23 protein-coding genes are annotated in these 24098 nt (G+C 60.1%); 13 read left to right on the top strand and 10 right to left on the bottom strand.

From position 1 onward, the window contains the following. Positions 1-239: 239 nt before the first annotated feature. Positions 240-566, top strand: a complete 327-nt coding sequence (gene hspQ, locus VWZ85_RS03175; RefSeq protein WP_340546923.1) for a heat shock protein HspQ — start codon at positions 240-242, stop codon at positions 564-566. A 100-nt stretch (positions 567-666) separates the two neighbouring features. On the opposite strand, the gene VWZ85_RS03170 is transcribed toward hspQ, so the two are convergent. The 3 genes from VWZ85_RS03170 to VWZ85_RS03160 all read right to left on the bottom strand — a co-directional run bounded on the left by VWZ85_RS03170 (position 667) and on the right by VWZ85_RS03160 (position 3325). Next, the gene (locus VWZ85_RS03170) at positions 667-2241 is read right to left on the bottom strand and encodes a gamma-glutamyltransferase family protein (protein ID WP_416587080.1); all 1575 of its coding nucleotides are present in this window, start codon (positions 2239-2241) and stop codon (positions 667-669) included. Between the two features lie 257 nt (positions 2242-2498). Continuing rightward, positions 2499-2945 carry an ATP-binding protein gene (locus VWZ85_RS03165; RefSeq protein WP_340546921.1) on the bottom strand — a complete coding sequence of 149 codons (447 nt, stop codon included), beginning with the start codon at positions 2943-2945 and terminating at the stop codon, positions 2499-2501. 35 nt (positions 2946-2980) lie between these two features. Next, a complete protein-coding gene (locus tag VWZ85_RS03160; protein WP_340546920.1) occupies positions 2981-3325 on the bottom strand; it encodes an STAS domain-containing protein in 345 nt (114 codons plus the stop codon). Between the two features lie 93 nt (positions 3326-3418). Between VWZ85_RS03160 and VWZ85_RS03155 the strand changes: the two genes are divergently transcribed. The 9 genes from VWZ85_RS03155 (at position 3419) to rarD (ending at position 13994) form a co-directional block, all read left to right on the top strand. Next, positions 3419-4591, top strand: a complete 1173-nt coding sequence (locus VWZ85_RS03155) for a thiolase family protein (protein ID WP_416534473.1) — start codon at positions 3419-3421, stop codon at positions 4589-4591. 95 nt (positions 4592-4686) lie between these two features. Next, a complete protein-coding gene (locus VWZ85_RS03150; protein WP_416587077.1) occupies positions 4687-5145 on the top strand; it encodes a GAF domain-containing protein in 459 nt (152 codons plus the stop codon). A gap of 189 nt (positions 5146-5334) precedes the next feature. Continuing rightward, positions 5335-5904, top strand: coding sequence for a helix-turn-helix domain-containing protein (locus tag VWZ85_RS03145; RefSeq protein ID WP_340546917.1), 570 nt, complete (start codon positions 5335-5337; stop codon positions 5902-5904). Then, the gene (locus VWZ85_RS03140) at positions 5904-6533 is read left to right on the top strand and encodes a LysE family translocator (RefSeq protein ID WP_416587075.1); all 630 of its coding nucleotides are present in this window, start codon (positions 5904-5906) and stop codon (positions 6531-6533) included. Before VWZ85_RS03145 ends, VWZ85_RS03140 begins: the two co-directional genes overlap by 1 nt. After that, complete coding sequence (locus VWZ85_RS03135; RefSeq protein WP_416537659.1) at positions 6530-6901, top strand: GFA family protein; 372 nt, start codon at positions 6530-6532, stop codon at positions 6899-6901. The genes VWZ85_RS03140 and VWZ85_RS03135 overlap by 4 nt, the downstream gene beginning before the upstream one ends. Before the next feature lie 15 nt (positions 6902-6916). Next, on the top strand, positions 6917-9364 hold the full coding sequence (locus tag VWZ85_RS03130) for a GcvT family protein (RefSeq protein WP_416587073.1): 2448 nt from the start codon (positions 6917-6919) through the stop codon (positions 9362-9364). Then, a complete protein-coding gene (locus VWZ85_RS03125; protein WP_416587071.1) occupies positions 9345-10373 on the top strand; it encodes a GlxA family transcriptional regulator in 1029 nt (342 codons plus the stop codon). Before VWZ85_RS03130 ends, VWZ85_RS03125 begins: the two co-directional genes overlap by 20 nt. Positions 10374-10468: 95 nt before the next feature. Then, positions 10469-12919 carry a GcvT family protein gene (locus VWZ85_RS03120; protein WP_416587069.1) on the top strand — a complete coding sequence of 817 codons (2451 nt, stop codon included), beginning with the start codon at positions 10469-10471 and terminating at the stop codon, positions 12917-12919. Between the two features lie 181 nt (positions 12920-13100). Further along, positions 13101-13994, top strand: a complete 894-nt coding sequence (gene rarD / locus VWZ85_RS03115) for an EamA family transporter RarD (protein WP_416587067.1) — start codon at positions 13101-13103, stop codon at positions 13992-13994. Here rarD and VWZ85_RS03110 read toward each other — a convergent pair. Both VWZ85_RS03110 and VWZ85_RS03105 read right to left on the bottom strand, forming a co-directional pair. Then, on the bottom strand, positions 13955-14674 hold the full coding sequence (locus VWZ85_RS03110) for an SGNH/GDSL hydrolase family protein (RefSeq protein ID WP_416534480.1): 720 nt from the start codon (positions 14672-14674) through the stop codon (positions 13955-13957). The genes rarD and VWZ85_RS03110 overlap by 40 nt on opposite strands. 44 nt (positions 14675-14718) lie before the next feature. Further along, positions 14719-15132 carry a nuclear transport factor 2 family protein gene (locus tag VWZ85_RS03105; RefSeq protein WP_416542605.1) on the bottom strand — a complete coding sequence of 138 codons (414 nt, stop codon included), beginning with the start codon at positions 15130-15132 and terminating at the stop codon, positions 14719-14721. A gap of 132 nt (positions 15133-15264) precedes the next feature. On the opposite strand from VWZ85_RS03105, the gene VWZ85_RS03100 reads away from it, so the two are divergent. After that, complete coding sequence (locus VWZ85_RS03100) at positions 15265-15918, top strand: RluA family pseudouridine synthase (RefSeq protein ID WP_416553345.1); 654 nt, start codon at positions 15265-15267, stop codon at positions 15916-15918. A 12-nt stretch (positions 15919-15930) separates the two neighbouring features. Here VWZ85_RS03100 and VWZ85_RS03095 read toward each other — a convergent pair whose 3' ends face one another. Both VWZ85_RS03095 and VWZ85_RS03090 read right to left on the bottom strand, forming a co-directional pair. Further along, positions 15931-16788, bottom strand: a complete 858-nt coding sequence (locus VWZ85_RS03095; protein WP_416587064.1) for an alpha-1,2-fucosyltransferase — start codon at positions 16786-16788, stop codon at positions 15931-15933. A 71-nt stretch (positions 16789-16859) separates the two neighbouring features. Then, positions 16860-17363 (bottom strand): VOC family protein, encoded by a 504-nt coding sequence (locus VWZ85_RS03090; protein WP_416587062.1) that lies wholly within the window; start codon positions 17361-17363, stop codon positions 16860-16862. Positions 17364-17722: 359 nt separating this feature from the next. On the opposite strand from VWZ85_RS03090, the gene VWZ85_RS03085 reads away from it, so the two are divergent. Further along, positions 17723-18181: a glyoxalase superfamily protein gene (locus tag VWZ85_RS03085; protein ID WP_416534485.1), complete on the top strand. Its 459-nt coding sequence runs from the start codon at positions 17723-17725 to the stop codon at positions 18179-18181. Between the two features lie 123 nt (positions 18182-18304). Here VWZ85_RS03085 and VWZ85_RS03080 read toward each other — a convergent pair whose 3' ends face one another. Next, positions 18305-19744 carry an aldehyde dehydrogenase family protein gene (locus VWZ85_RS03080; RefSeq protein ID WP_416534486.1) on the bottom strand — a complete coding sequence of 480 codons (1440 nt, stop codon included), beginning with the start codon at positions 19742-19744 and terminating at the stop codon, positions 18305-18307. Between the two features lie 320 nt (positions 19745-20064). On the opposite strand from VWZ85_RS03080, the gene VWZ85_RS03075 reads away from it, so the two are divergent. Then, entirely contained in the window at positions 20065-20715 is a 651-nt protein-coding gene (locus VWZ85_RS03075; RefSeq protein WP_340546903.1) for a peroxiredoxin, read from the top strand. Positions 20716-20804: 89 nt separating this feature from the next. Here the strand turns inward: VWZ85_RS03075 and VWZ85_RS03070 are convergent, their stop codons facing one another. Together VWZ85_RS03070 and pnp are read right to left on the bottom strand one after the other, a co-directional pair. Beyond that, on the bottom strand, positions 20805-21521 hold the full coding sequence (locus tag VWZ85_RS03070) for a glycosyltransferase family 25 protein (RefSeq protein WP_340546902.1): 717 nt from the start codon (positions 21519-21521) through the stop codon (positions 20805-20807). Between the two features lie 122 nt (positions 21522-21643). Further along, the gene (gene pnp / locus VWZ85_RS03065) at positions 21644-23782 is read right to left on the bottom strand and encodes a polyribonucleotide nucleotidyltransferase (RefSeq protein WP_416534487.1); all 2139 of its coding nucleotides are present in this window, start codon (positions 23780-23782) and stop codon (positions 21644-21646) included. Positions 23783-24098: the final 316 nt, after the last annotated feature.

Below are 24098 nucleotides of genomic sequence, written 5' to 3'. Positions count from 1 at the left end.
CTCTCCATTTCCAACTTGCCCCCTATATGAAAGCTGGCTGCCCAGAAACCAAGGGTTCATCTGCGCAAAGCCCTGCAACCGAGCGCTATCGCGGCTGTTTGCCGGGGGCTCAGAAGGCGCAGGTATATGGCGACAGCATTGTTCTATCGTGAATGACACAGTGTTTCCCGCGAAACCGGGCCGTGGATTCGACATTTTCCCTTGTCGCAGAGTATCATGAGGCGATAGGAACAGCATTCATGCTTAGAACGCGCGCAAAATATAATCTGGGACAGGTTGTCCGCCACCGCAAACATCCCTTTCGCGGAGTTGTGTTCGACGTCGATCCAGAGTTTGCCAATACCGAGGAATGGTACGAGGCCATTCCCGAAGACAGCCGCCCGGTGAAGGACCAGCCGTATTACCATCTGCTGGCGGAAAACGATCAGACCTACTACGTGGCCTATGTGTCGGAACAGAACCTGATCGCCGACTATTCCGGCGAACCTGTGGGGCACCCCGATATTCCAGAGATGTTCGGCAGTTTTGACGAAGGCAGCTATGAGCTGCATTATCAACTGAACTGATATAAGCGGCAGGCCTCTGGACCTCAGCCTTATGAACTCCGCACTGGCGCGGCCAAAGTGCGAAGATCCATTTCTCTCAATTGCGGTCTTGTCGTGCGGTTTAATACCCCAGAGCGCAGCCATCTTTCCGAGGGTCGCTGGCACCTTCCAGCACACCTGAGCGATGAATCTGGATCGCTTGTGCTCCGCCAATTGCGGTCTCCGGTATCGCGATGTTGTGTCCCAAATCCGCGAGCTCTTGTCTCACCGCATCGCTGTAGCCGCGTTCGACCTTCAGGGTGGCGCCATCGGCAAAGGCGCGGGGCAAATCGATCGCCGCCTGGGGATCCATGCGAAAATCCGTCATGTTAGAGACGAATCGCGCGTGACCATTGGGCTGATAGGCACCACCCATCACGCCAAAGGGCATGGAGACCGCGCCTTCCTTGCACAGCATTCCCGGAATGATGGTGTGCATTGGCCGCTTGCCGCCTGCCAGCATGTTGGGGTGGCCCTCTTCCAAGGTGAAACCTGCGCCGCGGTTTTGCAACAGAATGCCAAACTTGTCGGAGGCGATCCCCGATCCGAAACCGTGGAAGATCGAATAGATCAGCGAAACTGCCATGCGGTCCTTGTCGACGACGGTGATATAGATCGTGTCTTTATGCACTGCCTCACTGATCGGAGCAGGTGCAGCCATCGCGCGCTTCGGACTGATCAGCTCGGCCAGGCGCACCGCCGTTTCCGGCGCCAGCATATGGTCCAAACGGACCGTGTGATCTGGATCCGCAATGAACCGGTTGCGCGCATCATAGGCGAGCTTTGCGGCTTCAGCTTCGATGTGAATACGTTCTGCGCCAACTGGGTTCATGCCTGCCATATCGAAACGCTTCAGGATATTCAGCATCAGAATAGCCGTGGCTCCCTGACCATTTGGCGGGTGTTCGACCAGCTCGATATCCTTGTAGCTGCCGACAACCGGTATGGTGACGTCAGCCTGCGTAGCGGCAAAATCCTCGCTGCGTTGCAACCCGCCGCGGGCTTGCAACGCAGCAATCATATCTTCGGCTACCTCGCCCGTATAAAACGCATCACGCCCGTCTTTGGCGACGCGCCGCAATACCTCGGCCTGACCTGGAGCGCGAAATATCTGCCCGATCCGCGGTGGCTCACCATCAAAAAGATACTGGTCGCGGGCGCTGCCCTGAAGCGTGTCGGCATCGTTCTGCCAGTCAAAGGCCACTCGCGGAGCCACCGGAACCCCAACTTCGGCATAGTGGATAGCAGGGGCAAGGATGGCATCCAGCCCCAACCGCCCTTCGGTATCGGAGAGTTTGCAGAAGGCGTCGATTGCACCGGGTATGGTCACTGCATGTGCGCTGGTCAGGGGAACCGCGCTCAACCCATCCGCCCGCAGCCCGGCCGCGTTGGCGGCCGCGGCGGCACGCCCCGATCCGTTCAGGGCCATAACCGGCGAGCCGGGGCGGGAGTAAAGAACAAAACAATCGCCACCAATCCCGGTCATTTGCGGTTCACAGATGCCAAGCAGCACCGCGCCAGCGATTGCGGCATCCATCGCGTTGCCGCCGCGTTTCAGAATGTCTATGGCCGCGCCCGCCGCCAGCGGATGAGATGTGGCGCAAAGACCATTTTCGGCAAAGACCGCCGACCGTCCGGGGAAGTGAAAATCGCGCATGGTGCCTCCTGTAACTGGAAGGCAGCTTAGGTCGCACGGACGCAAAGGCAACGACAAAGGAGGATGAATGAGTCGCCGCTGTCGCTACGGCGCAATGCGGAATGGCGCCGTTCCGGCGCAGATCATCTGCACTGGCGCCGCCTGTAGCCCGATGAACCGAGCGATAAAGAGGAGAGAGGAGATCTGGTGTTCGCCGCCGGGTGGCCAATGTGCCGTCCGCATGGTGGCGCTGGATGCCGGAACTCGGGCGCTAGACGTCACGCGCTATTGGCGTTGCGCATCTGAATTTCGAAACACAGGGAAAGGTTGTTGCCGCTGTCATCTCGCTTGTATTGCACATCTGAGGTGAGTTCGCGGATCAGCAGCCAGCCAAAGCCGCCTTCTGGCAGCTGGTCGGTCTCAACAGTCAAGTCATGCGCGGTCGCGATCGGCAATTCGCCATCCTTGAACGGAGCGCCTCCGTCGCCAATCGAGATCCACAGCTGGTCAGGGTGCAGATTGCACCGTATGCGAACATCCCCGATGTCCATGCCGGCATAGGCATGTTCGACAACGTTGTTCACCGCCTCAGTCAAGGCGATCTGCACCTCATCCGCCCGGGCTTCCGGGATGCCCATTTTGCGCAGCCGCGCCACAACATCCTGTACACCGGATCTGGCATCCAGTTCCGTTGCCGTGAACGTGCAGGAAAAGGTTTCTACCATAGTCTTTTCGCTCCGCGTTACAAACACGCGTGGGGTCAAGAATCGATGCGGGTGGCAGTCGTTGCGTCGCTCAGTGACGCATACAAATCAAAAACAGTATCCATTCGCGTCAGTCGAAACACCTTGTCGACCATCGGCGTCAGCCCGGCGAGATCCAGTTTTCGGCCCTGTCCGAGCTGCTTCATAGCAGCTACAATAGCACCAAGACCGCTGGAATCGATGAATTTTACTTCGGACAGATCAAGAATGACGCGATCAGGGCCATTTTCGGTGGTCGCGCGCATGTCTTCTTTGAATTGGATGGCCATCGCTGCATCAATGCGTTCGGCATTGACGGTCACGATCTGTGTACCATCTGCTGTTGTGCTCGTCAGGCTCATGAGTGTCCCCGCGTCAATATGTGTTGACGATCAAACTAGACGTCAATCCTTACGATTTTGTATGCACTATTTCGAGATTAGGAGGAATATTAGATGAAAAATGTAGTGATCGCAGGCGCGGCCCGAACCCCGATGGGAGGTTTTCAGGGCATGTACGACGGCGTCGCGGCCGCCGACCTCGGCGGCGCTGCAATCCGCGCAGCTCTTGAAGGGGCAGGCGCCAGCACGGTGGATGAGGTCCTGATGGGCTGCGTCCTTCCGGCGGGCCAGGGCCAGGCGCCCGCGCGACAGGCCGGGTTTGCGGCTGGCCTCGGAGAAGAGGTGCCTGCAACGACGCTGAACAAGATGTGTGGCTCCGGGATGAAGGCCGCGATGATTGCTTATGATCAGATCGCGCTTGGGCAGACCGATACCATGGTTGCGGGCGGTATGGAGAGCATGACCAATGCGCCTTATCTTCTGCCGAAGATGCGCAATGGCGCGCGGATCGGGCACGGGCAGGTGGTTGATCATATGTTTCTCGACGGCCTCGAGGACGCCTATGACAAGGGCCGCCTGATGGGGAGCTTTGCCGAGGATTGCGCTGAGACCTATCAATTCACCCGTGAAGCGCAGGACGAATACGCGCTGACATCGCTATCCAATGCGCTGGCCGCACAGGAAAGCGGTGCGTTTGACGGTGAAATCGCAGCTGTCACCGTAAAAACTCGAAAAGGCGAGGTCGTGACGGATGCCGATGAGCAGCCGAAATCGGCGCGCCCCGACAAGATCCCGACGCTCAAACCGGCCTTCCGCAAGGATGGCACCGTAACGGCAGCAAATGCCTCCTCGATCTCCGATGGCGCGGCGGCCTTGGTTCTGGCCTCGCAGGAGGCTGCCGAGGCGCAAGGCTTGACCATACGCGCCCGGATCATGGGGCATGCAAGCCACGCACAGGCGCCGGGTCTGTTCACAACTGCTCCAGTCCCAGCAGCGAAGAAGCTGATGGAGAAGATCGGCTGGACCACCGATGATGTCGACCTGTGGGAGGTGAATGAAGCCTTCGCAGTTGTGCCAATGGCCTTCATGCGTGAAATGGGGCTGCCGCGCGACAAGGTGAACGTGAACGGCGGTGCTTGCGCGTTGGGGCATCCGATTGGGGCCTCTGGTGCGCGGATTATTGTGACCTTGCTCAACGCGCTGGAAAAACGCGGTCTCAAACGGGGGATCGCTGCCATCTGTATCGGCGGCGGCGAGGGAACGGCAATCGCGATTGAGCGGGTGTGAATGTCACCTTTACCAAAATACTCTCGGGGGTGAATTGACCTGAAGGTCAAGAGGGGGCAGACAGCCCCCTCTGCTACACTTGAGGAGGGCTGCTCTTGCAGGTCGAGTACGAAACACTTGCCAAGACTATCGCTGCACTGACTGAGGGCGAGACTGACGAAGTTGCGCTGATGGCAACCGTGACCTGTGAGGTCCACCACAGCGATGATCGGTTCAACTGGACTGGGTTTTATCGGGTAGTGGCGCCGCAATTGCTGAAGATTGGCCCCTATCAGGGTGGGCACGGATGTTTGCAGATCCCGTTTTCACGCGGCGTCTGCGGAGCAGCGGCGCGCAGCGGTGAGGTGCAGCTGGTCGCTGATGTTGACGCCTTTCCGGGCCATATCGCCTGTGCGTCATCGACACGGTCCGAGCTGGTGCTGCCGGTCTGGAACCACGACGGAGCGCTGATCGGCGTGTTTGATATCGACAGCGATCAGCCGGATGCCTTCACGCAAGAAGACGCAGAGCAGCTGACGCTCATATTGAAGCGGGTCTTCAGCCGCGCCGGTTGATTCGGTGATCAAGGGGCGTTGCCCCTCGGCCTGACGGCCTCACCCCAGAGTATTTATGGAAAGATGACGAAGCCGGGCGCCTTTATGGCCCCGGTTTTTGTTTGTCAGGGCTGTTCATGAAAAAAGGCTTTGAAATTTCACAAAGCCAGTGCATCGTGAAAAAATGACCCGCTTTTTCATGGAGTCCCTGTGACAGATCAATCACCATATCACGCAACACTCGGTGCGGATCTGCGCGCCTTGCGTAAGGCGCGTGGCGTGACGCTTGCCGATCTTGCGGGGCGTCTTGGTCGGTCTGTTGGCTGGTTGAGCCAGGTCGAGCGGGATATGTCGGAGCCGTCGATTTCTGATCTTAGAGCGATTGCCAGCTCGTTGGATGTGCCGATGTCGATGTTGTTTGCCCATTCGGCGGCGCCGGTTTCAGAACAGGGGTACATTGTCCGCGCAGGCGCGCGCCGTCCGATGGGGTCGGGCGACGAAGGTCTGATCGAAGAACTGCTGTCGCCCGATCTGACCGATGACTTCGAGATGGTGCACTCCACCTTTCGTCCGCATTCGCGGATGCAGACCCCCGCCGACCGCCCGACGCAGGAGGTTGGCTACATGATTTCAGGCCGGTTGGACCTGCTGATCGGGGGGCGCAGTTTCACCGTGGGGCCCGGCGACAGTTTCCGGATCAAGGAAGAGCCGTACCAATGGGCCAACCCCTATGACACACCGGCCGTCGCGGTCTGGGTTATTGCTCCGCCGGTGTACTGATGAGTATTGATGCCTGGATCATATTTGCGTTGTTCTGGGCTGTCTTCGTGACCACACCCGGGCCGAATGCGGTGAATTGTATCTCCAACGGAATGGCCTTGGGGTTTGGGCGTGCAATGGTCGGTGTTCTGGCGATCCTGACGCAAGCGACGTTGTTCCTATTGCTGTCGGCCCTGGGGGTGACGACTCTGATCGCAGCCTCGCCCACCGGATTTCTGGTGGCCAAGCTGATTGGCGCCGGGTTTCTGATTTATCTGGGTTGGCGTGGTTGGCGCAACGCGAGACGCCCGGTTCCGGCCAATGTCCGGCCCGCCCGTCACATCTACCTGCACGCCTTGGCGGTGGCCGTGATCAATCCGAAGAGCGTGGCGGGTTATCTCGCCGCGTTCTCGCAGTTCATCCAGCCGGACGTGCCGGTCTGGGACCAGATGCTGGTGATCGTGCCCACTGCCTTGGGTCTGACCACTCTGAGTTACACCGGTTTTACCCTGCTGGGTGCCGGCCTGGGAAAAGCTGCGATGAAAGCCGTCTTCAGCGTCTGGATCCGTCGCCTGCTGGCAATTTGTTTCATTGTTTACGGCGTTCTGCTCGGCGCGAGCAGCGCTCCCAACCTGGAGGTTGCAAGATGATCAGGGGGTCCTGTCTTTGCGGGGGTATTCATTATGAGACATCCGCCCAACCGCAGGGCGCCTCGATGTGTCACTGCGGCCAATGCCGTCGGCAATCCGGGGGTATATGGTCGTCGGCTCGCGTGCCGGAGGCAGAGCTGATGATCTCCGGCGAGGTGAGCTGGTACGCGGCCAGTCCGGTGGCGAAACGGGGTTTCTGCGCCCGTTGCGGATCGTTTCTGTTCTGGAAAGCTGAAGATGGGGACGCGATCTGTTTTTCGCTTGGCTCGGTCGAGGCACCTACCGGTGTCTCCCTAGAGAAGCATATCTTTGTTGCGGACAAGGGCGACTACTACGACATCGCGGACGGCGTGCCGCAAGAGGACTGACATCAGGGAGCAATCATGTCCGATTTTCCAAACAAGGCCCGTGTGGTCATCATCGGCGGTGGCGTCGTCGGCTGTTCGGCACTGTATCATCTTGGGAAGAAGGGATGGACGGATTGCGTCCTCCTGGAAAAGAACGAACTGACAGCCGGTTCGACATGGCATGCGGCGGGCAATGTTCCGACATTCTCGACCTCCTGGGCGATCATGAACATGCAGCGCTACTCGACCGAGCTGTATGACCGCCTCGGTGAAGAGGTCGACTATCCGATGAACTATCATCAGACCGGCTCTATCCGTCTGGCCCATACCAAGGAGCGAATGCAGGAGTTTGAACGCGCCTGCTCCATGGGCCGCTATCAGGGCATCGGGATGGAGATATGGACGCCTGAGCAGGCCAAGGAGCGTTATCCGTTCCTGGAGACCCACGACCTGCAAGGTGTGCTGTGGGATCCGTCAGACGGCGACATCGACCCGGCGCAGGTGACGCAGGCGTTGGCCAAGGGCGCCCGCGACATGGGGGCGAGGATCATCCGCTTCTGCCCGGCAACCGGTGTCACCCAGAAGGAAGACAAGACCTGGATCGTGCATACCGATAAGGGCGATATCGAATGCGACTATGTCGTGAACGCCGCCGGTTATTATGCCCAGCGTGTCGGAGAGTGGTTCAAGCCCTATGGCGGGCGCACCGTGCCGATGATGGTGATGAGCCACCAGTATCTGCTGACCGAACAGATCCCCGAGATCGAAGAGCACACCAAGAAGACCGGCAAGAAACTCCCGCTGATCCGCGACGTGGATGTGTCCTATTACCTGCGTCAGGAAAAGAACGGCTACAACCTTGGGCCATATGAGCCGAACTGCAGGGGCCACTGGATGACCGAGGACGACCGGATGCCGGACGATTTTTCGTTCCAGCTGTGGTCGGACGATCTGGACCGGATCGAGGATATCGTCACCGACGCGATGGAGCGGGTGCCGCTGATGGCGTCCACCGGCGTCTCCAGCGTGATCAACGGCCCGATTCCCTATGCCCCCGACGGTCTGCCGCTGCTGGGCCCGATGCCGGGCGTGGACAACGCGTTCGAAGCCTGTGTCTTTACCTTTGGCATCGCCCAGGGCGGCGGTGCCGGCAAGGTGCTGGCGGAGTGGATCGCCGACGGCCAGACCGAGTGGGACATGTGGTCCTGCGATCCGCGCCGTTACACCGACTACACTGACCAGGATTACTGCGACAAGAAAGGCATGGAAGTCTACGGCAACGAATACGCCATGCACTTTCCGCATCACGAATGGCCGGCAGCGCGCGACAAGAAAGTCAGCCAGGTGCATTGCCGCATCAAGGAGCTCGGCGGCCAGATGGGCGCCTACAACGGCTGGGAGCGCGCCAACTGGTTTGCAAAGGATGGTGACGACACCTCCGAGGAGGCCACCCATACCTGGGGCCGCTCCGGCCCGTGGCAGCAGCGGATCAAGGAAGAATGCGAAGCGGTCCGCGACGATGTTGGCGTGCTGGACCTGCCGGGTTTCTCCCGTTTCAACCTGGACGGTGAGGGCGCAGCCGAGTTTCTGCGCGGGATGATCACCGGGGGTCTGCCCAAGGTCGGCCGGATGAACCTGGTCTACTTTTCGGACAACCGCGGCCGCATCCTGACGGAGATGTCCTGCATCCGTCATGGCGAGGACCACTTCACCCTGATCACCGCGGGCTCGGCCCAGTGGCACGACTTCGAGATCCTGAAGAAGGCGCTGCCCGAGGGCCTGACCCTGACCGACCGCACCACCGAACTTGCAACCATGATCGTCACCGGCCCGAAATCGCGGGAGCTGCTGACGGGCATCTCGGATGCCGATCTGTCGCTGGGCTGGCTGACCCATCAGGAAGCCACTGTCGCTGGCAAGCCCGCCTTTCTGGCGCGGGTGTCCTTTGCGGGCGAACTGGGCTGGGAGGTCCATTGCGCCAACGCGCATCAACCGGAGATTTACGAGGCCCTGCTGGCGGGCGGCGCCAAGCCGTTTGGCATGTACGCGCTGAACTCCCTGCGCATCGAAAAGGGCTACCGCACCTGGAAGGGTGACCTGTCCATCGACTACTCGCTGCTTGAAGGCGGGCTGGAGCGGTTCGTCAAGCTGGACAAACCGCAGGATTTCCCGGGCAAGGCCGCGATCCAGGCCGAAAAGCAGCGCGGGGTGAAGAAATCCTTTGTCACCCTGATTGTCGATGCCGGGGAGGCGGACGCGCCCTATATGTCCTGCATCTGGAAGGATGACGAGATCGTGGGCGAAACCACCTCCGGGGACTGGGGCTACCGTGTGAACGCCTCCATCGCGCTGGGCATGGTGCGACCTGAGTTGGCGATGCCCGGAACCGAACTGGAGATCGAAATCTACGGTGAGAAATACCGTGCGGTGGTTCAAAAAGACGAACCACTGTGGGATCCGGGCAATGACCGGCTCCGGGCCTGACCCTCGCGCGACCTCCGGGGGCCCCGCCCCTGGGGGACGTCGGTGGCAGGTTGATATCCTGCTGAGCGAAGGTTTCGTCCTGACGGAATTTTCCGCCGTGGTGGAGCCGTTGCGCCTGGCCAATCGGGTGTTGGCGCAGCCACCGTTCTCCTGGACCCTTCGCTCCGCAGCGGGTGGTCAGATCGGCTGCCGGGCGGGTGCCTTTGTCGAGACGGAGCCTTTTGCAAGCCGCGCCGAGGCGGATTGTGTTTTTGTTCTTGGCAACACGGATCCCGATTGCCCTGCGCTGTCCATGGGGCCGCTGATCAGCAAATACCGCGCGCGCGGAGCCAAAGTCTATCTGCTGGCTGAGGCGGCAAGCCGGTACATCCGCGACAGCGGAAAGCAGGGGGGGCTCCACACGACACATTGGGAAAACGCCACTTTGATGCGCGAACGTATTGGATTGTTTGACGCCAACTTCGCGCTTGCAAGCGAGGATGGTCAGGTTGTGACCTGTGCCGGAATGGGGTCGACGGTGGATATCGTTCTTGCCTTGATTGGACAGCTGACAACGGCCGCCGCCCAGGTGACGGTTGCCAATATCCTGCTGCATGACAAGATACGCGATTACGCATCGCTGCAACCCTTCTCAGGTGTGAAGCCAACGGTTACCGGTGATGCTGACCTTGATCAGGCCATTCGCGTGATGCAGGAGCACATCGAAGACCCGTTGCCGATCAACGAGATCGTGGATCAACTGGGGATTTCGACCCGATCGCTGGAGCGCAAGTTCAATACTTTTCTGGGCACCACTCCAAACGGGTTTTACCGCGAAATGCGGCTGAACAAGGCGAATAATCTGCTGCTCAACACCACTATGAGCGTGCGGGAAATCGGATTGGCCTGCGGATTCTCCAACGGGTTTTCGACCCTGTATAAGGCTTTTTTCGGCATTACCCCTTTTGCCCTGCGAAAGTCACGACGCGCTTCCCAGTCCATGGAGCGACGTCGGAAACCCGCCCATTAGCGGCGGAGAATACAGCGGCAAGATTGGCGTTTTTTATACATTTCCTGTCGCCTATCTGTGGCAGGGTCTGATCAAACGAGATCAGGAGAAAAAAGATGAGCGATCTTCCCAACAAGGCCCGTGTTGTCATTATCGGCGGCGGCGTGATCGGCTGCTCGGTAGCTTATCACCTGACCAAGCTCGGCTGGAAGGATGTGGTGCTGCTGGAGCGTAAGCAGCTGACCTCCGGCACCACATGGCATGCCGCGGGGCTGATCGGCCAACTGCGCGCGTCCTCCAACATGACCAAGCTCGCCCGCTATTCGGCCGAGCTCTATTTGGGGCTTGAGGCGGAAACCGGCGTCGCCACCGGCATGCGCCAGGTGGGGTCGGTGTCGGCGGCTCTGACCCATGAGCGGCTTGAGGAGCTCTACCGCAACGCCGCCATGGCGCGCGCCTTTGGCGTGCCGGTGGAGGAGCTGTCGCCCAAGGAGGTGAAGGAGCGCTACGAGCACATCAATCTGGACGGCGTGACCGGCGGCGTCTGGCTGCCGACTGACGGGCAGGCGGATCCGGCCAACATTGCGCTGGCCCTGGCCAAGGGCGCCCGTCAGCGCGGCGCGCTGGTCAACGAGCGCATCAGGGTCACCGGCATCTCCAAACAGGGCCGCCGCGTTACTGGTGTGGACTGGGCCAGCGACGATGGCGGGGCGCAGGGCCATATCGAATGCGACATGGTGGTGAACTGCGCCGGCATGTGGGGCCATGAGGTCGGCCGCATGGCAGGCGTCAACGTTCCGCTGCATGCCTGCGAGCACTTCTACATTGTGACCGAGGGCATCGCCGACCTGACCCAGATGCCGGTGCTGCGGGTGCCAGATGAATGCGCCTACTACAAGGAGGACGCCGGCAAGATCCTCTTGGGCGCGTTTGAGCCGAACGCCAAGCCTTGGGCGATGAACGGCATTCCGGACAACTTCGAGTTCGACCAGCTGCCCGAGGATTTCGACCACTTCGAGCCGATCCTGGAGGCCGCCTGCAACCGGATGCCGCTGCTGGCGGAGGCCGGTATCCATACCTTCTTCAACGGCCCGGAATCCTTTACCCCGGACGACGCCTACCACCTCGGCCTGGCGCCGGAGATGGACAACTTCTGGGTCGCCGCAGGCTTCAACTCGATCGGCATCCAGTCCGCAGGCGGCGCAGGCATGGCGCTGGCGCAGTGGATGGAAGACGGCCAGAAGCCGTTTGACCTCGGCGATGTGGACATCTCCCGCATGCACCCGTTCCAGGGCAACAAGCATTACCTGTTCGAGCGTTCAAAAGAGACCCTCGGCCTGCTCTATGCAGACCATTTCCCCTACCGCCAGAAGGCCACTGCCCGCGGCGTGCGCCGCACCCCATTCCACTACCACCTCAAGGAACAGGGCGCCGTTTTCGGCGAAATAGGCGGCTGGGAGCGCGCCAACTGGTTCGCAAACGCGGGCCAGGAGCGGGAGTACCAGTACAGCTGGAGGCGCCAGAACTGGTTCGAAAACGCTGCCGCCGAACACCGCGCCGTGCGGGAAAATGTCGGCATGTACGACATGTCTTCCTTCGGCAAGATCCGCGTCGAAGGCCCGGATGCGGAGAAGTTCCTGAACTACATCTGCGGCGCCAATGTTTCGGTCCCTGCGGGCAAGATCGTCTACACCCAGTTCCTGAACCCGCGCGGCGGCATCGAGGCGGATGTGACCGTGACCCGGCTGAGCGAGACCGTCTATCTGGTGGTGACCCCGGCGGTGACCCGTCTGGCGGATCAGACCTGGATGATGCGCCATAAGGGCGGTTTCAACGTCGTGCTGACTGATGTGACCGCAGGCGAGGGCGTGCTGGCCGTGATGGGCCCGAACGCGCGCAAGCTGCTGCAGAAAGTCTCGCCCAATGATTTCTCCAACGAGGTGAACCCCTTTGGCACCGCGCAGGAGATCGAACTTGGCATGGGCCTCGCCCGTGTCCACCGGGTGACCTATGTGGGCGAACTGGGCTGGGAGATCTACATCCCGGCGGAAATGTCCGGCCACGCGTTCGAAACCCTCTGGGAGGCGGGCCACGACATGGGCCTTAAGCTCTGCGGTATGCACATGATGGACAGCTGCCGGATCGAGAAGGGCTTCCGCCACTTCGGCCACGACATCACTTGCGAGGACAATGTGATCGACGCAGGGCTCGGCTTTGCGGTTGCAACCGGCAAGGACGACTTTATCGGCAAGGCCGCGGTGCTGGAGCGCAAGGAGAGCGGCCCCAAGAACCGCATGGTTCAGTTCAAGCTGACCGACCCCGAGCCGCTCTTGTTTCACAATGAGCCGATCATCCGCGACGGCAAATACGTGGGCTATCTCAGCTCCGGCAACTACGGCCACACGCTGGGTGCCGCCATCGGCATGGGCTATGTGCCCTGCGAGGGGGAAAGCGCAGCGGATGTGCTGGGTTCGGTCTATGAGATCGACGTCTGCGGCGTGAAAGTGAAAGCCGAAGCTTCCCTGAAGCCGATGTATGATCCGAAATCGGAGCGGGTGAAGGCATAGGTCACCTCTAAGGATCCCAGGGGGGGGCGAGATCAGCGGGAGAATATGTGCGCAGTTCGCGCACTCTTTCCCCGGCGATCCGATAAGGCCGTCTACCATCGCCGACAGCAGTGTTTTTTGTGCTTCCGCTCTGTCAATTGCGCGCTGAGCTGTCATAAACGCGGCTCAGGGAGATTCCACGATGACCTCATCAGTTGAGAACAAAGACACGCCGCAGGGCCTTGCCTTTGCAGTTTCCGCCTATCTGATGTGGGGATTTCTGCCGATCTATATGAAAGCGCTGGCACATATGCCCGCCGCCGAAGTTGTCGCGCATCGGGTAATCTGGTCGGTGCCCGTGGCGGGTGTGCTACTCATTATCCTGCGTCGAACCCGTGATCTGCGCGCGGCGCTGACCTCGCCCAAGGTCTTGATGATGGGGGCGGTGACAGCGGCGCTGATCTCAGTGAATTGGGGCATCTATGTGTGGTCGATTGCAACCGGGCATGCGCTTGATGCGGCGCTGGGGTATTATATCAACCCGCTGTTCAGCGTCATGTTGGGTGCACTTTTGCTGGGAGAGAGATTGTTGCCGGAACAGCTGGTCGCAATCGGTCTGGCGGCACTGGCGGTGCTGGTGCTTGCCGTTGACGCCGGGCGCCTGCCGTGGGCTGCCATTGGTCTTACTCTCAGCTGGGGGTTCTATGCGTTCTTCAAGAAATCCCTGCCGGTCGGCCCCAATCAGGGTTTCATGCTGGAAGTGCTGATCCTGACCCCTCCGGCGCTGGGATATTTGCTCTATCTTACGGCCTCCGGTGACGCGCATTTCGCGGGAGCGTTCAGCGACACCGCGTTGCTGCTGGGCTGTGGTTTGGTCACAGCGGTGCCGCTGATCACCTACGCCAATGGCGCCAAACTGCTGCGGCTCTCCACCATCGGTATCCTGCAATATATTGCTCCGACGATGATATTTCTGGCAGCGGTGTTCATTTTTGGCGAAGATTTCGGTCGCGCGCGCATGATCGCCTTTCCGATGATCTGGCTCGCGCTGGTGATCTACTCGGTCTCATTGGTGCGGCAGATGCGCCGGGCCTGAGGGGCGGGCCGGGATGTGCAGGACAGTTCCGCGTTGATGGTCTCTGCCAAGGTTTCAGCCCAAAGAGAATAGGCGGCTGCCGACGGATGATAGCCGTCCTGCGCTGCCAGCGCTGGGTCGGGCGCCATCGTGAATGGCAGGTGGATGACATCGTGATTTCCTGCGGCCAGGTTGGATAGAACCCGGTCCAGCCGCGCCGCGTGGCGACCCAGGACCCAAGCCAGCGGTTGGGGAAGGGCTGGAAAATCTGCCATTGGTGGCACTCCTGACAAGACCACGAGCCTGACCCCAAACCGGTCCCGCAGGAGCTTGATCAGCGCGCACTGTTCCATGTGAAACCGTCGCCGCCGCGCAAGCCGGGTCACGTCATTGACCCCCAATGCCAGAACCGCAACGTCAAAGGTCTGCGGCGGCAGCGCACGCACCCGCGCCAGAGCATCTGCGCTGCGATGCCCGGTTGTGGCCTCCAGCCGCCAGGTCAGATGCCGACCTTGCGTCAGGCGCGATGTCAGTTGACCGGAGAGCGCATCGTTCTGGCGACCGACACCGACACCAGCAGCTGAGCTGTCGCCGACAATCAACAGCCGTAGCGGCGTGCCCTGTCCCTGTTGGCCGAACCGAGGCCCCGAGGGTTCCGGCAGGTTCAGCGCCCTGCGCCGGACGTTAACTGCCTGCACCACCAGAAGCGGCAGCAGGACAATGCGGGCGATATGATCGATGCCGATCAGCTGAGCGCCTTTTGATATTGCAGAAATCGTGGGTCGGTGGTGACCCGTTCCATGATTGCGGCGCGCAGCACGCCGACGCTTTTATAGGGGCGCATGACCACCTCGAAATGGCTGATCAGGCCGTGCGAATTCAACGTGATCAGGTCAACGCCCACGGCATCGAACTCGCCGATCTTGCACTGGAACTCCAACGCCCAGTCGTTTCCGTCCCCCATGATCCGACGATAGCGAAAGTCACTGAATACCTGACCGACATGACCCAGAATCGCCGCCACTGGTGCGCGACCGGTCCAAGTTTTCCAATAGGTCGGGGGCAGGAACTGCACATCCTCCGCCAGGAGATCTGCAATCTGGCTGTCGTCGCCTTTGGCAACAACCTCTTGCAGCCTGTTGATGGTCGGATGTGTCATGCTGCACCTCTCAGAACAGGGAGCCCGCGGTGAGGCAGGGGTTGCCGCCACCCTGACGCTCCGCCAGATCCCGGGCAAGCACGACGTAGCGATACCTTGCCCTGCGGGCGCCGGATCGCTAGGGACGCGGGCATGACTGTTTCTAGCGATTATACCCCGCCGACGGATCCATTGGATATCCTGCATCATGACGCGCAGCTATTGGTGGTGAACAAGCCCCATGGTCTGCTGAGCGTACCGGGGCGCGGAGAACACCTTGCGGACTGTCTGCTCACCCGCTTGCAGGCAGTGTTTCCCGAGGCGTTGCTGGTCCATCGACTGGATCGCGATACCTCCGGCGTAATGGTGTTTGCGGTCACTCCGTACGCCCAACGCCATCTCTCGATGCAGTTTGAAAAACGTACCGCAAAGAAAGCCTATATCGCGCGCATCGGTGGCAGGCTAGAGCCGCGCAGCGGGACCGTCGATTTGCCGCTGATCGTCGATTGGCCAAACCGCCCGCGCCAGATGGTCTGCCATGACACTGGCAAGGAGGCGGTGACCGATTGGCGGGTGATAAAATATGAAGAGGCCGCGACACGTGTGCGTCTGACGCCAAAGACAGGTCGCTCGCATCAGTTGCGTGTGCATATGCTCTCGCTCGGACACGCCATTCTGGGCGATCCGCTTTACGCTCAGGGGGCTGCACTGGATCATCCACGCATGATGCTGCACGCAGAAGAGCTGCGTATCAAACATCCCGACAGCGGCGAATCGATGAAGTTCCGCGTCAAGGCACCGTTCTGATCGCAGCAGTTGCTAGACGCTGATCCGCAGCCAGTCCGGTGGCAGGATATCGGGGTTGTTCAGCTTGGGGTCGCCGAACCATTTTGCCGGTCCCGCAACCCGGCGCTTCGCAGTCTGGTTCAACCAGGCGGCCCACCAGGAGAAGGAGCTGTTGCCGATGATGTTATGTCTGCACAGGCTCATCAGGCGCATGTCCTCGTAGTCGGTGTCCGCGCCATTGAAATCCACCACCACCTTGTCACAGGGGAGGGGGAGGTTGTCCTTGGCCCACTGCGGATCGTCCGAGAAGACATAGACCGTTGGCTGTCCCTCCAGCCCGTCCAGCACCTGTTGCAGCGCGGCTTCGTAATAAGACTGATCGCAAAGCACATGCGCCGCGAGCGTCAGATAATCGCCCCGCCGAACATGCAGCGAGATCGCGTTGCTCTCACTAATCCTGGCCGCCATCTCGGCGTTCTGCTGATTTGAGAAGTCAGGGAAGGTGAAGTCCCGCCTGATCCGTTCGGCGCACCCATTGAAATAGCGTTCGCTCTGCCAATAGCCGTGCAGATAGCTGTCGTCGCCCCAGTGTTCGAAATCTGCATTGTAGCCAAGGCCAGCTTCTCGCCGGAGTTTCGGTCCTGCACCCAGCCCCTGCCCGAGGCTGCGCCATACCGCATAGCGCAGTGGTTCGGTCTGGCGCAGCGGAGGCAATTTGTCCGGCGCCGCCAAATCAAGGTCGAAGACACGTGTCAGGACACCTTCGCCGCGCAGCTCCGCGCCACGGCTGTCCAGCGCCAGCGAGACCCCAAGCCGATCCGCCAGCGCGCGCCCGGCGGCATATTGGAACATCTGGTTGCCCAGTCGGCCGTGCAGGCGGGTGATAATCATCGTCGGTCCCTCGAAGAGCTACAGGGGCGTTCATATGCGTGAAGCAGTGTCGTGACCAGTCCCGCCCTCGCTCATCCGCCGTATCGCGCCTGCCAGTCACCAAGGGCTGCGATGCCGAATTCGGGATCCGGCTGATCCGGCATTGGTGCGAGGATCTCGATTGAATGCCCGTCAGGATCCTTGAAGTAGATCGAGAGCGCCGGCATCCAGCCCAGCACCACCGGCTCATCGGTTGGGCTGCCGTGAAAATCGAGCGGTATGATTCCCGCATCCGTCAACCGGTCACAGATGCCATCCATCGCCGCTACGGTACTGCGAAACGCCATGTGCAGCCGCAGTCCCATCGGTGCGGATCCACCGGCCCAGAGCCCCAGCATTCCCTGAGACTGACCGCCCACCCAGTAGAATGCGACCTGTCGTTCCGGCAGATGGTGGGCCAGCTGCAAACCCATGGTCCCTCCGTAGAATGTCATCGCACGGTCTAGGTCTTTAACCGTCAGATGTGTCTCATAGATTCCGGTCAGTTCCGTTTCGATATGTGTTTTGCCGGTAGCGTTATCCTGTACATGGATCATCTTAAGGCTCCGCTGAATGGTCAGGTAGCGACAGCCTGCAATCTCAAGTCAGGTTTAGATCAAGCAAAAAATCACAGCCGCGTGGCTTCGCCAGACGGATATCTGATGTCATCTGCTGATGGGGCCGGGGCGTGACAATCAGGCCAGCACCTGTTGTGCAGGCTGCCTTGGGTCTTGACCTTGGCCGATTGAACGGCCTAAGGCTGACGTTAGGGTCGGGGCCCTGCCGCTCGCGGTTGAGAAGACCATGGTGAATCCCCGCGCTGAAACTCCTGTCTTTCGCCCATCCATGTGATGCGCCAATGGCAATGCGGGCCCCATTTATCCGGCGCATCTTGTTGATTGGACAAGAGGCAAGAATGACAAATAGCCAGACAGATCTCCCGCCCATTGGGAGCCTCAAGCAGCAGGCCCGCAATCTGCGCGCTCAGTTGCAGGCACGTAACCACACACTCTCGCATAGCGCCGCGCTTGAGATGGTGGCCCGGCAATATGGCTACAAGGATTGGAACACGATCAGCGCCAAGGCTGACAGGCCACGCCCGGATGTTGCGCAGCAGGCGTTGCAGATCGGGCAGATCCTGAGGGGCAGCTACCTTGGCCAGGCCTTCACAGCCGAGCTGCGAGGGTTGCAGGTGTTTGCTGGCGGCGCCCGACGACGCGTTACCCTGCATCTGGAACAACCGGTCGATGTTGTGAAATTCGACAGTTTCTCAGCGCTGCGCCAGCGGATCACCGGAACCATCGGCTGGGATGGCCGCTCAGCTGAGTGTACCTCCGACGGCCTGCCCCAACTGGTGCTTGAACTGCCCAATTAGAGCCTGTTTTGCACCAGCATGAGGCGCCAGCAAAGCCCTGATACCCTTAAAGCCCTGATGCTGGAAAGCAAGGAGCCGCCCTCTGGGGGCGGCTCCTGTTGTTATGAACCCTGAAAAATAGGCCTATTCTGCGGCCCAGCCGCCGACGGCTTTGACTTCCAGGAAGTCCTCGATGCCCCAGCTGCCGCCTTCGCGGCCGTTGCCAGATTGCTTCATCCCACCAAAGGGAGATCCGGCGGAGCGGGATTTGCCGTTCATCTCGATCATGCCGGCGCGCAGTTTGCGAGCCATGCGATTGGCACGGGCCGCATCCTGTGTCTGCACATAATTGGTCAGCCCGTAGGGGGTATCGTTGGCGATTTCGATCGCTTCTTCTTCGGTCTCGAAGGGGATAATCGACAGCACCGGGCCAAAGATCTCTTCGCGGGCGATGGTCATCTGGTTGTTCACATCGGCAAAGACGGTGGGCTTGACATAGAAACCCTGGTTCAGCCCATCAGGACGGCCGGTTCCACCTGCGACAAGGCGAGCGCCTTCGTCGATGCCTTTCTGGATCAGATCCTGGATCTTCGTCCATTGCAGTTCGTTCACAACCGGCCCGATGTGGCGACCTTCGCTGGAGGCGGGGCCAACCTCCACTTTGCTGGCAACAGCAGCAGCTTCTTCGACAGCTTTGTCATAGATGCTTTTTTGAACCAGCATCCGGCTTGGGGCGTTACAGCTCTGGCCGGTGTTGTTCATCATATGCAGGACACCGCGCTTGACGGCCTTGTCATCGGCATCTTCAAAGATGACGTTGGCGCCTTTGCCACCCAGCTCCAGATGAACTTTTTTCAGCGTGTCGGCTGCGGCCTTGGAAATCGCCGTGCCTGCGCGGGTCGACCCGGTAAAGGACACCATATCCACGTCCGGGTGGCTGGACAGCTGAGTGCCGACACCGGCGCCGTCGCCATTGACCAGATTGAATACGCCCGCAGGGAAACCGGCCGCATCCATCATTTCGGCAAAGATCATTGCATTGAGCGGGCTCTGCTCGGAGGGTTTCAGAACCATGGTGCACCCGGCAATGGCCGCCGCGCCAACTTTCAGCGTGACCTGATTCATCGGCCAGTTCCACGGCGTGATCAGCGCAGCGACACCAACCGCCTCGTGGATGATACGATCATTCGGGGCATGGTCGCCCAGCGGCGCTTCGAAGGAGAACGCCTTGGCCGCCTTGATGAAATTGCGCAGATGCCAGCTGCCAGCGCCTGCCTGCTGGGTGCGGGCCATATCAATTGGCGCCCCCATTTCGATGCTCATTGCCTGCGCCAGATCTTCAGTGCGGCTCTCATAGATCTCGATCAGCTTTTCGACCAGCGCGATGCGCTCTTCTACCGGAGTGGCCATCCAGCCCGGCAGTGCCGCCTTTGCAGCCGCGACGGCAGCATCTGTATCCGCCGCACTGCCAAGCGAGATGACCGCGCAAGGCGCTTCGGTCGATGGGTCGATCACTTCGAAATCATTCGGGGCAGCCGGGGCGACCCATTGGCCGTTGATGTAAAAATCACGTTTCTCGATCATCTGTCGATCTCCCGATTGTCAGGGTGTGACGGGGCGGTGCCCGCGATTGGCGGACACTCTGTCACTGGCGTTTCGGATGAGCAAGGGGGGGATTTCATAATTTGATCAAATTTTGCAGCGGAATAATTTTCGCCACTTTGACCCTATATGGAACGGCGGTATGATGCCCGGCACCAATCCGTGCAGATGTTCCGATGGGGGCAGATTGACGCGTGGGGCGATCTTTTCGTCTGCCTGTCGCCCATCAAGGGTTTAACCTGCGCGCCGAGTGGTTAGGTTACTCACCAGATAGCATTCATTTGACAGCAGAGGAGAGACCCATGGGTTTGCGTATCAATGATGTGGTTCCGGATTTCACCGCAGAAACCGATCAGGGCACCGTCTCGTTTCATGATTGGATCGGCGACAGCTGGGCGATCCTGTTTTCCCACCCCAAGGATTTTACACCGGTTTGCACCACAGAGTTTTCTGCCGTGGCGCAGCTGGCTGATGAATGGGCTGCACGCAACACGAAGGTGATCGGTGTGTCCGTGGATGGTGTCGAAGACCACAAGAAATGGAAAGGCGACATCGAAAGCTACGGCAAAGCTGCGGCAGGCTTTCCGATCATCGCGGATGAAGGTCTGGCTGTCTCCAAGGCTTTCGACATGCTGCCGGCAGAGGCCTATCTGCCTGATGGCCGCACACCCGCAGATAGCGCCACGGTGCGGTCGGTCTTCATCATCGGACCTGACAAGCAGCTGAAGCTGTCGATGACCTACCCGATGACCGTCGGGCGCAATTTTGCGGAGATTCTGCGCGCGCTGGATGGCCTTCAGATGTCCGGCAAAGGTGTAGCAACTCCGGCAAACTGGGTTCCGGGCGAAGATGTCATCATCCCCCCCAGCGTCTCGAACGAGGATGCGAAGGCTAAATTTGGCGAGTTCGAAACGATCTTCCCCTATCTGCGCAAGACCAAAGCGCCAGAGTGATCTGTAGGAAGGCGTAGCGGGGCACGTAAGCGGCCCTGCTGACATGTCGTCATGAACAGGGGCCGTCTGGCCCCTTTTCTATTGCGGGTCTAACCGGGCTTTTGCGATCGCAAGGCGACCTGTGTCCGGTAGAGCGCGCGTTTCAGCTCCCGCGCAAGCTTGCCACCTGCTGGACGGGATTGGATGGTTGATCCGCCCAGGGCCTCGGTCAGCTCAGATGCGCCGTTTGGCCATATGGTATGTACTGGCTGGCGGTGAACCCAGTGCATCTGAAGGAAGGTGTCAACCGGCCGGTCCAGCGTCTCGCTTGCTTCCAGCAATCGGGCGGCGGCGGTCTTGCCCACCACCTGTGCCACGGTTTGCAGTCCGATGCGCCTTGGCAGAAACATGCGCGCCGCGCCTGTTTGCGCAACGACCTGCCGCGCTGACTCGCGCTGTTTGGCAGGCAGGCGGATGAAGTGATCCTTGTCGGCATGGTTGCCGACAAGCGCCATCGCGTCGCGCCAGAGGTTGGGCTCAAACGCTAGATCGTCCTCAACGATCAGTCCGAAATCATCCATGCCTTCCGCGATTTTCTGCCAGCACTTGCGATGGGATAGAAAACATCCGACTTCGCCTGCCCGGAGCGCGAAGGGGTAATGTGGCCGGTGCAGATCCCCATCGCAGAGAGGCACAAGCCCCGCCTGAAGCGCCGCCCGGCCGTTGACCGCCTCGACCACTTCCGGCTGCGGCAGCTGCGCCATCAGACGCGCCACATTGGGCGCGCGTTTCTGATCGTCGGCCATATGAATGATGTAGGATCTCATGGTCCCAGAGGTAGCGATCTTGACCGGTGGTGAAAAGAGGCGAGCAGGAACCAGCTGCCACTGAAACAAAGAAACCCCGCCATTTCTGGCAGGGTTCCGGGTGCTTGGAAAGGGAAGGCAGATTACTCTGCGTCTTCTTTCTTCTCGGCTTTGATTTCTTCGCCGGTTTCCTGATCCACGATTTTCATGGACAGGCGGACCTTGCCGCGATCATCAAAGCCCAGCAGCTTTACTTTCACTTCCTGGCCTTCCTTCAGAACGTCCGAAGGGTGGTTCAGGCGGCGGTTTTCGATCTGGGACACATGCACCAGGCCGTCACGCTTGCCGAAGAAGTTCACGAAGGCGCCGAAGTCGACGATCTTCACAACCTTACCGGTGTAGATGGCGCCTTCTTCCGGCTCTGCCACGATCGAGTGGATCATGTCGTAGGCCTTCTGGATCGCGGTGCCGTCGGCCGATGCGATCTTGATCACGCCGTCGTCGTTGATGTCGACTTTCGCGCCGGAGGTTTCCACGATTTCGCGGATGACCTTACCGCCGGAGCCGATCACTTCACGGATCTTGTCGGTCGGGATCTGCATGGTCTCAATGCGGGGCGCATGGACGGAGAACGCGTTGGTTTCCGACAGTGCCTTGGCCATTTCGCCGAGGATGTGCAGACGGCCGTCTTTGGCCTGATCCAGCGCTTTTTCCATGATCTCAGGCGTGATGCCTGCAACCTTGATGTCCATCTGCAGCGAGGTGATACCGTTCGCAGTACCGGCCACCTTGAAATCCATGTCGCCCAGGTGGTCTTCGTCGCCCAGAATGTCCGACAGGATCGCGTAGGAGCCGTCGTCTTCCAGGATCAGACCCATCGCGACACCGGCAACCGGTGCCTTCAGCGGCACGCCGGCGTCCATCATGGACAGCGAACCACCACAGACCGACGCCATCGAGGAGGAGCCGTTCGATTCGGTGATCTCGGACACCACGCGGATGGTGTATGGGAAATCGGTCGGAGCAGGCAGAACAGCCTGCAGCGCGCGCCATGCCAGTTTGCCGTGGCCGATTTCGCGGCGACCGGGCGAGCCGACACGACCAACTTCACCCACCGAATAGGGAGGGAAGTTATAGTGCAGCAGGAAGTTGGATTTGAAGTTGCCGTGCAGCGCGTCGATGAACTGCTCATCGTCGCCGGTGCCGAGGGTGGTCACGGCCAGGGCCTGGGTTTCACCACGGGTGAACAGGGCCGAACCATGGGTCCGCGGCAGCAGGCCGGTTTCCGATTCGATCGCGCGCACATCGGTGGTCGAGCGACCGTCGATCCGCTTGCCGGTTTTTACGACGTCGCCGCGCAGAATGGCTGCTTCCAGCTTCTTCATCGCGGAGCCGAGGTTGGCGTCTTCCAGCTGTTCTTCGTTCAGCGATGCCTTGATCGCCTCACGCGCGGCGGCAACAGCGGCGGTGCGCTCCTGCTTGTCGGTGATTGCAAATGCAGCGCGCATCTGCTCTTCGCCTGCGGCTTTCACTGCGGCGAACAGCTCCGAATAGTCAGCAGGCTGGAAATCGAACGGCTCTTTGGCCGCGTCTTCCGCCAAGGAGATGATCAGGTCGATCACCGGCTGGATCTGCTCGTGAGCGAATTTCACCGCACCCAGCATCTCTGCTTCGGTCAGTTCGTAGGCTTCGGATTCAACCATCATCACGGCGTCTTTGGTGCCGGCGACAACCAGATCCAGACGCTGATCAGGGTTCAGGCGCAGATCCTGCATGTCGTCAACGGTCGGGTTCAGGACGTACTCGCCGCCCTCAAAGCCAACGCGCGCAGCCGCAATCGGACCCATGAAGGGTGCGCCGGACAGGGTCAGCGCTGCGGAGGCCGCGATCATCGCAACCATGTCGGGATCGTTGACCAGATCGTGGCTCAGCACGGTGCACATCACCAGGACTTCATTTTTGAAGCCGGGGACGAACAGCGGGCGGATCGGACGGTCGATCAGACGCGCGGTCAGGGTTTCTTTTTCGGTCGGGCGTGCTTCACGCTTGAAAAATCCGCCGGGGACCTTGCCCGCAGCGTAGTATTTTTCCTGATAGTGAACCGTCAGGGGGAAGAAGTCCTGACCCGGCTTCTGCTGGCGGGCAAAAGTGACGTTTGCCATGACCGAGGTTTCGCCCAGGGTGGCAATCACTGTGCCATCGGCCTGACGGGCAACCTTGCCGGTCTCCAGTGTGAGCGTCTCTTCGCCCCACTGCATTGATTTCTTTGTAACGTTAAACATTCAGCTTATCCTAGCTGGGAGCACTCCCGGGCGTATCCCGGGTCTCCCGTTTGATGTGGCGGCCCCATTGCCGCCGACCCCTCTCTATCTTTCTTTCGACTGCCGGGGTCTTGGCAGCACGTCTCAGATAGGCCGCCCTTACAGGATTTTTCCACAGATTGAAAGAGCAAGCGCCAGGAGCCGTCGCAGCCTGTGCCCCGTTTGTCGGCATCGTTGGTGTCGATCCTCCGCTATCTGGGCGTGGTTGGTGAATTGCGGCCTGCGTTAACCGGATCCTCAGCGTTTTTATGGAAAATTTGCGCAATCCAGAAGGGTA

Origin of the sequence: Phaeobacter sp. JH20_29, assembly GCF_048056175.1 — a bacterium.
Taxonomy (GTDB): Bacteria; Pseudomonadota; Alphaproteobacteria; order Rhodobacterales; family Rhodobacteraceae; genus Phaeobacter; species Phaeobacter bryozoorum.
Note: the sequence above shows the minus strand (reverse complement) of the source record. Positions and strands in the feature narration are given on the sequence as shown.

Excerpts from the sequence above, each read along its gene's own strand:
- hspQ (WP_340546923.1), top strand. The coding sequence starts at position 240 with ATGCTTAGAACGCGCGCAAAATATAATCTGGGACAGGTTGTCCGCCAC.
- VWZ85_RS03170 (WP_416587080.1), bottom strand. The coding sequence starts at position 2,241 with ATGCGCGATTTTCACTTCCCCGGACGGTCGGCGGTCTTTGCCGAAAAT.
- VWZ85_RS03165 (WP_340546921.1), bottom strand. The coding sequence starts at position 2,945 with ATGGTAGAAACCTTTTCCTGCACGTTCACGGCAACGGAACTGGATGCC.
- VWZ85_RS03160 (WP_340546920.1), bottom strand. The coding sequence starts at position 3,325 with ATGAGCCTGACGAGCACAACAGCAGATGGTACACAGATCGTGACCGTC.
- VWZ85_RS03155 (WP_416534473.1), top strand. The coding sequence starts at position 3,419 with ATGAAAAATGTAGTGATCGCAGGCGCGGCCCGAACCCCGATGGGAGGT.
- VWZ85_RS03140 (WP_416587075.1), top strand. The coding sequence starts at position 5,904 with ATGAGTATTGATGCCTGGATCATATTTGCGTTGTTCTGGGCTGTCTTC.
- VWZ85_RS03135 (WP_416537659.1), top strand. The coding sequence starts at position 6,530 with ATGATCAGGGGGTCCTGTCTTTGCGGGGGTATTCATTATGAGACATCC.
- VWZ85_RS03130 (WP_416587073.1), top strand. The coding sequence starts at position 6,917 with ATGTCCGATTTTCCAAACAAGGCCCGTGTGGTCATCATCGGCGGTGGC.
- VWZ85_RS03125 (WP_416587071.1), top strand. The coding sequence starts at position 9,345 with ATGACCGGCTCCGGGCCTGACCCTCGCGCGACCTCCGGGGGCCCCGCC.
- VWZ85_RS03120 (WP_416587069.1), top strand. The coding sequence starts at position 10,469 with ATGAGCGATCTTCCCAACAAGGCCCGTGTTGTCATTATCGGCGGCGGC.
- rarD (WP_416587067.1), top strand. The coding sequence starts at position 13,101 with ATGACCTCATCAGTTGAGAACAAAGACACGCCGCAGGGCCTTGCCTTT.
- VWZ85_RS03105 (WP_416542605.1), bottom strand. The coding sequence starts at position 15,132 with ATGACACATCCGACCATCAACAGGCTGCAAGAGGTTGTTGCCAAAGGC.
- VWZ85_RS03100 (WP_416553345.1), top strand. The coding sequence starts at position 15,265 with ATGACTGTTTCTAGCGATTATACCCCGCCGACGGATCCATTGGATATC.
- VWZ85_RS03095 (WP_416587064.1), bottom strand. The coding sequence starts at position 16,788 with ATGATTATCACCCGCCTGCACGGCCGACTGGGCAACCAGATGTTCCAA.
- VWZ85_RS03090 (WP_416587062.1), bottom strand. The coding sequence starts at position 17,363 with ATGATCCATGTACAGGATAACGCTACCGGCAAAACACATATCGAAACG.
- VWZ85_RS03085 (WP_416534485.1), top strand. The coding sequence starts at position 17,723 with ATGACAAATAGCCAGACAGATCTCCCGCCCATTGGGAGCCTCAAGCAG.
- VWZ85_RS03080 (WP_416534486.1), bottom strand. The coding sequence starts at position 19,744 with ATGATCGAGAAACGTGATTTTTACATCAACGGCCAATGGGTCGCCCCG.
- VWZ85_RS03075 (WP_340546903.1), top strand. The coding sequence starts at position 20,065 with ATGGGTTTGCGTATCAATGATGTGGTTCCGGATTTCACCGCAGAAACC.
- VWZ85_RS03070 (WP_340546902.1), bottom strand. The coding sequence starts at position 21,521 with ATGAGATCCTACATCATTCATATGGCCGACGATCAGAAACGCGCGCCC.
- pnp (WP_416534487.1), bottom strand. The coding sequence starts at position 23,782 with ATGTTTAACGTTACAAAGAAATCAATGCAGTGGGGCGAAGAGACGCTC.